The 13,064-nt window shown below is 38.0% G+C and carries 2 protein-coding genes; both read right to left on the reverse strand.

The annotated features are described in order from the left end of the window. Window positions 1-177: 177 nt before the first annotated feature. A complete protein-coding gene (locus DIZ80_06950) occupies window positions 178-11,805 on the reverse strand; it encodes a hypothetical protein (GenBank protein ID RDH83866.1) in 11,628 nt (3,875 codons plus the stop codon). A 130-nt stretch (window positions 11,806-11,935) separates the two neighbouring features. Further along, window positions 11,936-12,754, reverse strand: coding sequence for a hypothetical protein (locus DIZ80_06955; GenBank protein RDH83867.1), 819 nt, complete (start codon window positions 12,752-12,754; stop codon window positions 11,936-11,938). Between the last annotated feature and the right edge of the window lie 310 nt (window positions 12,755-13,064).

A 13,064-nucleotide genomic window follows, 5' to 3' on the forward strand; every position in this document is an offset into this window, starting at 1 on the left:
ATTGACAACAAAAAAACACGTCTTTCATTCTATTATAAATAAGTGTTATTAAACCCGGTCAAATAGTAAGTATTTTTAAGTTAGGTCCATTATTTCGCAGAATACACGAATCGACGAATTATACATGTTTAGAATTATTTAAAAAGTTAACAGAACACCTGTACTAAATAATATTTACTACAGTCGATCATAATCTTCCAGTTCATCTTCAAACAACTGATCACGTGGCATACGAATTGATATTTCTTCCAGACTGTAGTTTTGCAGGTCTGTGAAAATTGCAGGATCAACATCACCCAGTGATTCAACTTCTACCTGTAACTCACCAGCGATTGCAGAAACAACACCAAGAGCACTAACATCTATACCGGTTGAAATAAGATTATCCGGTGTCTCCGGGAAAAATATAAATGAGGTTCTTCGTGTATCAATAAGAACCGAACCATCTTTTGGCACATCAAGAACAATGGGTCTTGAGGTAATACCAAAGTCACCAGATAAACTGATAAAAGTTGCATTGAATGCAGTAATATCTGCATTGTCTCTATCGAGTAAACCATTACCCAGGAAATCACCGGAGGTAGTCATAAATAATGTGCCTGAACTACGGTCAACCTCAACACTTCCCGAGTCAAATCTGTAATCATCATTAGAACCAATATTGATCAAACCATTAACAACGGTATTTCTTAATTGGTGAATATCAACATCGCCATTTTGTTGAATTCTAATATCACCCGAACCCGTATTAAGTATATCCATATCAGTAACCTGTGTATTAAGGTCATTAACACCGCCCGTGCCACTGCCAACGCCACCTACAGACTCAATCGTTAACAGGTTACCAATATAATTAGTTGCTGCAGTATTTGCCCCTACTCGACCTGATGTTGACCTGACAGAAATATCACCATTTTGCGCATCTAAAGTTGTGATACTTATATCATTAACCGCTTCGTACGTTATGCTCCCAGCTGTAGAAGTCGTAGTGCTTGATGAATTCGTTGAAATTGCACCACTTGAATTAAAGACAATATCAGACTGCGCGGTTACGGTACCATTAAGCGCTAAATCTGCAGACGTTACATTTATGCCAGATGAACTCGTAAGATCTCCTGCAAAATTTGCATTGCCAGTTCCTGAATCAAATGTAATGCTACCAGCAGTAATATCTGTAATTACCGATAACGCACCTGAAATAATATTCACAATCCCCGTTGCATTCATCTGACTAATTGTTAATGCGTTACCCGAGTTATCAATCGTCACATCATTTGCATTTGTTACAAATAAATCTCTCAGGTTATTAACAAAATTACCCAGAGAAATATTCTGCGTAGCTGATGTCGCATCAATAGCATTTAATGTTGTTATGTTACCGACATTAAACCCACCACCTTGAGTAAGCTCTCCCGCAGAGGTGATAGATAGATTATTGTTCACATCTAATGCCATCACATTGGTTGCTAGCGTATTCTCAAGCGTAACGGAGTTTAAAGTTCCTGCTGATGCAAAACTTAAATCACCTGATAACTGATTACCAGATGTTATGTTCGTTATTGAAATATCACTCGTATTAGCAGCACTGAAAAGTGCATTACCTGCAATAGTTAAATCACCACTATTAGTAATATTCCCAGCCTGAGCAGTAAATGAGGCTGCATTGCTGATACTGCTTGTTGTAAGATCAATCGCATCAGAATTAATCAGTGTTGCATTAACTGCATTAAAACCAACTGTATTTAAATTAACAATGCCATCTAAAATAACATTTCCGGTAGTTGCATTAAATTGTGAATCGCCTGTTACGTTTATAGCAACGCCAGTTAGATCTCCAATACTACCACCCGCATTAACCGTTAAATCACCAGTAACAGTCGTAACATCACTCACAGCTGCCCCATTAAACTGAAGATTAGCTGTATCACCGAAGTTAACATCATTAATATCCGTAACAACCACGTCGTTTGCTGCATTAACGATAAGGTCATTAAAATCATTACCCGCATTGTTTAACAGAACATCAAATAACTGACCTGAACTATTACTTGCATCCATTACAGTTGTACCGGCTACCTGAAGGGCGCCCGAAGTATTAGTGATAACACCTCCTGCAAATACACCTATATGACCACCAATAATCATATCACCCAGATCAACCGTTGAGTTGTTAACCAGTAACACGCTATCAAGCACACCTACACCTCCAGTTAACTCAAAACCAATACTGTTAAAATTATTTCCAGCGGCACTTAATATACTACTGCGCGAATCACTCACGCTAAATACTGACGAACCCGCGACCGTAATACCGGTTCCCGTTAAATCCTGTTCGATATCACCATCACCTGCTTCAAAGTCTCCCAGATTACGCTCATTACCCGGCAGGTTGTCACCAATAGCTGTCACTCTTAAATCACCACCAACAGTAGAACTACCCAGTGTTATCTTATTTTCATCAGTAATCGTTACATTATTTAAACCGGTATTATTAATTAATACAAAACCGGAAAAATCATTCGCTGCTTCACTTAAATCAATTGAACCTGCACCTGCATTAAGTGTTACATCACCAGCAGTGCCATCGGCTAAACCAGTATCACTATCCTGTGTTAATGAAGTGCCGCTAACCTGTGAAATACCGACAGCATTAACAGTTAAACTGCCCTCACCTACACTGGTATTTCCGAAAACTATATTGTCAACATCTGTAATCGAAACATTGTTATTACCTGAATTATTTAATGAAACCGGCCCCGCAAACTGATTATTTTCAGCCAATGCAATTACACCGACACCCGCATTAAAAGCAACTGAACCAGCTAAACCTGTTACGGGTTGTGCCTGCGTAAAACTCGATCCACCCAACTGTGTAACACCAACACTGGTGAGTTCAAATATTCCTACACCCATACTTATGTCGGCCAGCTGAATATCATTTACATCAACAATAGAAATAGAATTCGCATTAAGCACACTTAACTGATTAAAATCATTAGCTGCTGTATCAAGCGTTATAGATGCCGCTCCCGAATCTAAAACAGCACTATCTGAAACCAGCGTACCCGAGTCAGTAATATCACCAGTACTTGTTACTGTTAAAACAGTTGAGTTTATATTGCCTAAATTGGTATTAGCATTATTACCTAAATCAACGGTTCCATTTGTAGCTAAAAGATTGAGCCTGCCTGATAATGTGTTATTAACATTACTAATATCAATTCCACCATTAGTAGACGTTAAATTTAATAATGCGGAGCTTGATAAAGCATTTGTCTGCGTAATGTTATTGAGCACATCAATATTTAACGTCCCCGTATATTGAAGCCCGGCAAGTGCAAGGTCGTTATCTTCGACTATATCAATGGTATTAGCAGATGCGTCACTATTGGTAATAAACAGATTAATTGCATTTGTTTGAAGTGGCGATGAAGTGGCTCTAACAGTATCAAGCGTTAAATTATTTGCAGCAACTTTAAATGCATTATTGTTATCTACCGTTTCCGCACTTAATGTAACATCACTAGCTGTTGTTCCAATATTACCTGTAAGCGTTATAAGATCATTTAAGCCATCACCGGCTAAAACTTCAATATCCGTTTTATTTGTGTAATTCACAGTGATGAATGTTGTAGGCCCTGGAATTGTATCTGTTGCATCAACAGTATAACTAGTCGAATCTAATGAAATTTCATCATTAAAAGCAGAACCATTTATAATCAGTGTATTCGCGGTTACATTATCAGTAACCGCGACAGCATTAACATACGTAACATCAAAACTATTATTTAAGCCAGAAAGGTTTTCAAAACCATATGTCACTATTCCATTCGGCGCAGATGAAACATCAGGTGTAAATACTGCCCGATCAAATCCGGTGCTACCGGTAGCACTATCACGGAAGGTGACTGTGTCATTACCGCCTTCACCATCAAACATGGCAACACGGCCACTATTGGTTCCGTCAAACTCAACAATTAAAGAGTCTACTGATGCTCCAGCACCACCCTGTATACCAGTAACACTATTATTAAAATTGGTATCTTCTACTGAGCCTCCGGCTTCAACAATAAACTCATCTTCCAGGTTTCCACCTATTAAGATATTGAAATCGATAAATGAAAATGTAACCCCATCTGAATCTAGTACGGTACCATCATTATTTCCAGAAATAGTCCAGGTATTATCAAGATCTTTTGCTCTTAATATACTGTCTGTATCATTGCCTCTAAAACCTTCAATATCATTAAAGCCAACAACACCGTCACCTATATTGATATCAACACTTAACTGATTTGAAAGATCAATGGTGTCACCAATATTATGATCACCACCACTTAACGAAGTAACAATGCTCGAGTTATCTAAAACCCTGAATGAATCATCCTCAGTACCGCCAGTAACATTATCAAAATTAGTAAACTTTGTTATACCTTCCGTATCACTCGAGGGTATTCCACCATCTATTAATAAAGAATCACCTACGGCTCCCTGATTTATACCATCAACTATCCATAGCTGATCAATATTAGCGCCAATGATTGTATTATGAACAGGATCTGAAACAACAAGGTCAGTCCCTACAGTAACAACCGTTAAAACAGGGGCTGATATTGTTTCTATATTATTTACATCAAATTCAGAATTCCCAGTAAATGGTGCGCCTGTTGAAAGTGCTGAACCAAGATTTACTATTACACCATCATCAACTGTTTTGAAAGTAAGATCCAAAGTATCAATTCCGGCACCACCATCAATAGTTCCAGAAACGTTACCTGTATTTGAAACTATGAATTGATCAGCAGCAGAATTACCAATTAAATTTTCTACAAAGGAATATATGGCCGCTAAACCCGAAGTAGCATCGGTAACCAATCCGCCGTCTGTAGCATTAATTGTCCAGCTATTATCGCCAGCACTAGCGGTTAAATTATCGACACCCGCTCCACCATTTATAGAGCCTGTAAACTGATCTGTTGAAAGCGTAAATTGATCAGCACCATCATTACCAACCAGACTTTCCATTAACTGAAACTGAATCGTTCCTTTTACCGTGCCCGCACCCGAACCGGTAATATCCCACACGTTAGTATTTAAATTTGTACCAGCCTCTGTATCCAGACTAACAACATCAGTACCCGCAGCTCCACCAGAGAAATTACCATTTGTTACCGCATCCGCAATATTAAACGTATCATCTGTTGCGCCACCATTTATCAACGTCATACCAGTGAAAGAAATTGCACTGTTTACATCGCCAGCATTATCACCGCTTATATTCCAGGTGTTTGCGACTAAAGATGGGCCTGTTAGTGTGTCATTGTTTCCGGTTAATAACTCGACATCACTAAATGTTGTTACACCTGAAATATTAGTTACGTTTCCAGAAGTGTTACTAACAATTGACCAGTTAGTTGCAGAAGTTTGTTGATTTACTATTTCATCTATAACCGCATCCACACCACCATTAATATCTGACACCACTCCATTTTGTCCAATATTAAAGGTATCAACATCTGACCCTCCAACTAAATTATAAAAATCAGTAAAGTTAGTAGAAGTATCGACAGTTCCAATACGTGTTGCCGTTATATCCCAATTATTAGCGGAATCTCCGCCACGAAGTGTATTAGAAGTGAAAATAGAATTAGCTGTTATATCCGTTAAATTTATAACATCTATAAACCCATTAAGGTTAGAATCCCCTGCTGTTACACCACTAACACCAGCAACACCTTCAAGTTGAACGGTAACCGCCTTACCATTACCTGCTGTATAAATATTAAGTGTATTTGTGCCAGAGGCCCCACCATTAATTAATCCAGTAATATCACCCTGCGTTACGTTATCATCAATAAAGTTAAACGTATCATTACCAACTGAACCGGTTAAGTTATTAAAGCCGGAAAATTCCAACTGATCTATATCACCTTTATTCACAAAACCCGCATTAATATCTTCGATACTCCAGACATATGCGTCACCACCCGTACTATCACCAATTAACGTACTATTTGTTCCATTACCTGTTACTTTTTCAAAATTAGTTCGATTTCCGGCTATCCCAGAAGCGACATTAAAAGTAACAACGGCTAAATTAGATAAATCAATATCATCCGTACCATCACCGGCATCTACAGAACCATCTACATCAAAACCTCCATTAAAAGTAAAGGTATCATTTCCATCGCCGGCAGTAAGGTTCTCAATCCCTGTGAAATCGACACTTAATGTTATAGCTGCAGTATCGGATAAAGTTCCACCATTTTGACTATCAATCAACCAGGTTGTATTTACCCCATCTGGTCCAATTAACGTATCATATTGTGGCGCGCCTGCACTGGCACCACCATTTAAAGTTAAACCTGCTGCCGTATCAGTAATCACTGTAAATGTATCAGCACTTGTTCCGCCTGTTAATTCTTCAAACTCACTAAAAATAGTAACACCATCAGTTGCTGTTGCCGCATCCACTAAAAGACTGGTATCACCGACAGATCCTGAGCCACTTCCATTAATGAACCAGTTTGAATCTGCATCTACACCTAACAATACATCCGTTGCAGTATTAGAATTATTGCCTGTAATTGTCTCGATATTATCTATTTCTAAAACGCCATTACCAGTCTGATCAGCTACACCGGCTATTTGAACTGTTGTGCCGATAGAGCCACCAGAAAATAAAGTAAGGACATCTAACCCGGTACCACCATCAATCAAACCATCAATGGTTCCCGTACTGGAACTAAATGTAAATGTATCAACACCCGATAAACCAATTAAATTTTCAAAATCATCAAAATGTAGTGTTGAATTTAAATCTCCTATATCAGCACCCGTTATATCCCAGTCATTATTGATATCTGCAGCATTTAAGGTGTCTATACCTGCACTACCCGTAACATCCACCTGACTTGTAAATGCAGTTGTGTGATTAATATTTAAGATCGCAGAAGATGTACTAACAAGAGATAACTGAGCCGTCTTAGTAACACCAGCTTGAACTACGCCAGCATTTACAGCATCACCATTTACTACATTAATATCACCATTTAAGGTTACGACTGGCGCTACTGTCGGCCCCGTAAGCTCAGTTGCCGTAATTGAAACATCTCCCGCCACACCACCCGCAAAAGTAGGTGTACCCGCAGAGAAAGTGGCACTACTACCGTGTGCATCAATAGCACCTAGAGTAATATTATTTGCTGCAAGCGTTACATTACCACCAGCCAAACCTGCCGTATCTACAGGTACGTTAGCACCAAAGGTAGTAATATCACCCGTACTGATACTTGTATCAGAGTTAATAGTTACTTCAGCAGTAGTCGTTGTTAGCGCATTTGTACTAGAGCCGCTTGTATTAATATCTCCGGAGGCAAAGCTATTTGAAGCGGTTACATTAAGTGACTGAGCGGTAATGGCATTAACACCCACATTAATATCACCCGTAGAAGTAATCGAAATATCACCTAAAATAACGCCTCCACCTACGGCACCAATCGCAACATTACCAGCTGTGATTGCTAAAGACTGTTCACGAGATGTATTTCCATTAACAAAACCTTGAAACGTTAATGAACCTGTACCTGTATTAATTGTATTGGTTGTCAGATTTCCAGCTGCTATTGTCGATTGCAAAACAACAGGCGCATTAAATGTTGCAGCACCATCTGAAGTAGAAACATCACCGTTTAAATTAATTGCAGTTGCATTAACTGTGAAGTCAGAATCATTGATACCGATATTAGCATTAGTAATTGCAATATCATTTACATCGGTAATGATAACAGCGGTAGAAGTTACATCCGTACCTGATGTAACTATATCAACACTTCCTTTAAAATCATTTGTTACGTTTGTTAAATTTATATGACCATTTGTACTATTTAATGATGTAAGACCTGAAACATCCAACCCATTGCCAGTATTTATCTGCGTAATACTTCCATCATCAGCAGTAACTGTAAACCCATTACCAATAGTAGATTCACCTAGTTGTATAGAATCAGCATCACGTAATGTTACTGTTTGAGCAGATGATAAAACGGCTCCATTAAAATCATTTCCACTATTTCCAAAATTTATAATACCAGCTGTTGCATTTGCAATGAGAGTAGATAAACCTGTAACATCAACCGACTTCCCAGAAACCTGATTTATCGAACCATTTGAATCTGTTGCAGTTACCGTTAAGTCATTACCAACTGTTGTGTTATTAAAAGTAACATTTGGTGCTAAAAGCGTTAAATCATTTGTGAAAGCAATATTGTCCTGTAATGTAAAATCTGTAATATCTGTAAGAGATAAATCGGCTATATCACCTGCGTTAGACGTTGAAAAAGTAGGATCATTGGTAAAGCTGTTACCAGCGTTGCTCAAATCAATTGACTGACCGCTTACTACTGTTATTCCAGTTGATGCACCTGCAACGGTTAATGCACCCGGGTTAGTAATAACATTAGCAGCTGTGACTGTTCCATTTGCTGTTAATAATAGAGCATCACGCACATCACCCTGAATAGCCAAACCATCTGTATTATCAACAATAACAACATCATCAGCATTTACGATATCAATTGAAACATAATCAGCATTTGTAGAATCAAGTTGTATATCTACATTATTATTAACACTAGTAGTATTACGTGCAGTTAATGACGTTAAACCATCAACTGAAATAACAGCATCAGTCAGGTCCTGTATTGCAGTTGTATTACTAGTGCTGGTAATACCCGCTACAATTGTTAAGTCATTTGTAACATTTGTAGTAGATAAACGTATTCTTCCTGTTTCGTGTAAAACTACATCGTTAGCATCAAGTTGAACAGAGTAAAAATCATTAGCATTTGAATCTAATGTAATTATATCATCGGTTGCAATTAGATCTGCAAACCCACCATTACCCATATCAATAGACGTTCCAGATGCCTGAGTTATATCACTACCTGTTCCAACCGCTCTTAGCCTTATTGAAGCGCCTGATGTATCTGTAACTGAGATGTTACCCACTTCTAGATCTCGATTATTACTAAGCCGAAAAGAGTCGGCTGCAGTTGAGGTTGATACAGTTCCAGTAAACTCATTAGTAACATCTTCCAATGCTATATCATTACTAGTAGCTGTAAAAACAGAGGTGCCAGTAACTACCAACGCTCCAGACTGGGATATATTCCCAGACCCACTAGCAGTCACAGCAAGGTCACGCGTGACAGTTGAGGCGCCTAGTATAATTGAACCTAAATCGACTAAAGTTAAATCACGTGCTGTAGTTGTAGTTACGGTACTAAAATGATTTTCAGTATTATTTAAAGTGATATCACGACTAGAACTTAATGTTGTTACACCCGTTATTTCTAATTCATTTGTAGTGCTAGCGGTTTGAGTAATTGAACCTGCATTTGCAGTAACATCTAAAGTTGTTGTAGTAAGAATTCTACCTAAATTAATGCCAACCCCTGTTCCATCACCAACAGTATCACCGCTTGCAGCAATACTGACAGCACCTGAGCCTGCAAGAATGTCACCACTTGAATCACTGTTATCAAAAGTTGTTGAATTATCTGCGGAGAAAGCACCGCCACTGGTATTAATGTTTCCGTTTATATCTATATCACCATCTACTGTGATATCTACTGCACCGCCTGCCGTTGTTATAGTTGCAATATTAGAGAAACTGACACCAGTTGCAGCGGCGGCTACTTCAGCAGTGAATGCCCCACCCGTTGTTGTTACTGCACCATCAACTGTAATGGAACCACCTGTATTTGCAGTTAAAGTAATATCTCCATTAAGAGTTAAAACAGCTCCCGCAGTTTGAATATCAATATTATCTCCTGTTGCACTAAAAGAGCCGTCATATGTAGAAACGATTGCTGCAATATTTACATCACCACCATCTATACCGTTACTATTCGCAATTAAAGATAAATTTAGTATATCTAAGCTAGCTCTATTTGAGTCAAGAATAGACTCGTTTATATTGATATCATGATCAGCTCGAAGTGTAAGTGAATACGGGCCTACTTCTGGCGCCAATTGAATATCTAACTCACTTGCTAAAGTTATATTACCACCAGTAGGTTCAACTGAACCACCAGTAGTAGTTTCAACCAATACATTAGCTCCATCTAGAAATGTAGCGAGCAAAGTAGCTGTTGTTAAAACCGAATCTGTAGCATCAGGTGAAAATATATGATCAAAAGTGGCATCACTTGTATCATCAAGCGTTTCAGTACAGGCACCACACACGCTTTGAATTATTATATTATAGGGATCTATTAGCCAGGTTCCCGCTTCACCATTTTCAGCCCCAACATTTACATTTAAATCAAGGTCAACCACTTTGGCTGAAGTTTCAACAAAACCACCATTTCCTGAAACTTCACCTCCGTGCGCAGATATTTGACCAAATATTTTAGCTGATTCGTCTGCCCATACAATGATTCGTCCACCGTCACCGGATGATAAACTATCTGCTTTTAATTCAGAATTTTGACTTATGTAAACACCAGAAGAATTTCTTATTTGTGTATTCTCTCCTTTGTAATCTCCACCAATTAAAATTTCACCCGCATCATTAGCTGCATTAACTTTAACTGATGATTGATCTAGCAATGCAATTCTATTTCCTAGAACTTTTACATTTCCTCCATCTTGTTTAACTGAACTAGCACTAACAATACTAGTACCCGTGAGTAAAGTTTTATCAGAAGAATGTAATTCAATGTCACCCGCATTTAGATTTGAAGAGTCGGCTAATACGTTGCCGCTATTAGTAATATTTTCTCCAAGTAAAACAATCTGCCCGGCTTTATTAGCTAACGATGAAACATCTATTACCCCTGCATTAACAACATCCGCACCAGTACCCAAAGTAAAAGAACCATCATCATTTACAACAACACTCGTTGCCTGCTCTATTCCGTTACTATTAACAGCCTGAGAAAAAACATCCTGTGACTGGCTAGCTGTTAGTAATACACGACCTGCTTCGGCAGTAATTTCACCTTCATTTAATATTGCTGGGTCAACCCCTAATTCATCCTGTAATATAGTTTTAGTTATTTTAACACCCATCAAACCTTCATTATCAAAGGTTAGAATAGCTTCTTTACCCGCCGCTAAATTAATCGCTCCTAAATTAGCACTAATAAAACCTGTATTTGTAACTTGCTTACCTACCAGTGAAATATTTCCATTTCCAATCGTGCCTGCAATATACTCTTCGTTTTCAAATCTTCCTCCAAGCGATGCATTTAAAATACCACCATTTATCACTGCACCAGTTGTTCCATCAATAGAACTAAAAACATAGTCTCCATTCATAAAATCGGAAGATTTAATATCCAGACCTGATGCAATTAATCCTCCGACATTTACAGACGAACCTGAACCAAAGAAAACACCATTTGGGTTAACCAGTGCTATTCGGCCATTGGCATTTATCTGCCCTAGAATTTCAGATGCACTGCCACCAATGATTCGATTTAAAGCAATAGAAGATGAGTTGGGCTGTAAGAAATTAACGATTTCATTTGAACTGACATTAAAGCTCTGCCAGTCAATTGCGAGAGAGGAAGAAAGCTGATTGATATTGGTAGTTAAACCGGCCTGAATAATGGAACCCGCACCACCAACAACATTACCACCTGTTGGGCCTGCATAAGAAAAAGACGGATAACAGAATAAAAATGAATAGAAAAAAAGCTGAGAATAACCACTCATCCCTAACCGAATTCTATTTCTAAAGCATGAATTTAGTTTTTTCGAAACATCACTCAATTCATTTTTTATTTTAACAGCCATGTCGTACTACTCTCTAATTTTTAATACTTAAACACGTCCCTGTGCCTGATTTACCATATTTTTCTAAATTATTATTTTATAATTAACATTTATTCTAACGATAAATTATTCTTTATAATTTTTAATTAGACTACAAAGGTTTAGTCATTATTGAAAAGTTAGAGTTAGTTCCATTGGTTGCCGCAAATAAAACAGTATCATCCGTACTTGTTCCATCAACTACAGCAAAAAAGCCAGTATAACCAGTACCTATATGATCACAATTATTCGTACCTGGATCAGTTATATCTATTGACGTGATCAAGTAAATATTCTTTTCAGCATCAGGAATGCTTTTTACCCCTTCATATCTGCAATTTGAAGGGGTACCTGTATCACCTCTAAAAGCAAATATAGCTTCATCATCTTCTGAAAGTATTCTTACGATATGAATATCTGTAGATGTTGGTGTGTGAGCGCTTCCAACCCATCTTGCAAATGAATCTGCAGCCAGTCGAGCCATAGTCGCACCACGGTTATAAAGCGGGTCAAACAACAACGTAAGTGAACCGGATGCAAAACCAGTACCAGTCATATCCAGCGCTAAACTAGACTCCCCAGTTACTGTTCCCGTAGCACTTACACTACTTGCAGTTATCTTTGCACCGTTTAAATAAACATCAAGTGTAGCCGTTAGGCTAGAACCAGAGACACTTGTAATCGTGCCCTGATATAAAACAGCTTCCGTTTCATCAAAGAAGATAAAAGCATTGTCATTAACGAAACCACGAATATCGGTTAATGTTGTTCCATTATTAACAGAACCTGTTCCTGTAAATAAACCGTTGGCATTTTCAGAAGGTGTACCACCACCCGAACTACTACAACCCTGCAAACTCAAGAAACCTATAAACAAAGCTGCAAAAAAACCTAACACATTGTTTTTATTAGTATTAACCGTGGTTTTCATAAATATTTCCCTTAAAAGTCATTTTATTTGGACAAACTAACGCGTAATTATACAGAGAAAGCCCATAGCAAGCTAACGTAAGTCATTGAATCACGTGATTTAATTCACAGTTATTAATGAGATTAGTGAACATGTATTAGAATACTACAGGGGGACAGGCTTTAAGGCTGATCTAATAGCGACAAAGAGCTGTCTTAACGTGCTTAAGTGGCGTGTTTGATATTAATTAACCGCCAGTATCAGATTTAAATTCTTTAATTTACAGGGTTAATTGAAAAGCGTTAATTAAGTGCTTTGCGTGAACCGAATC

The organism is endosymbiont of Galathealinum brachiosum (assembly GCA_003349885.1).
Lineage (GTDB): Bacteria > Pseudomonadota > Gammaproteobacteria > SZUA-229 > SZUA-229 > SZUA-229.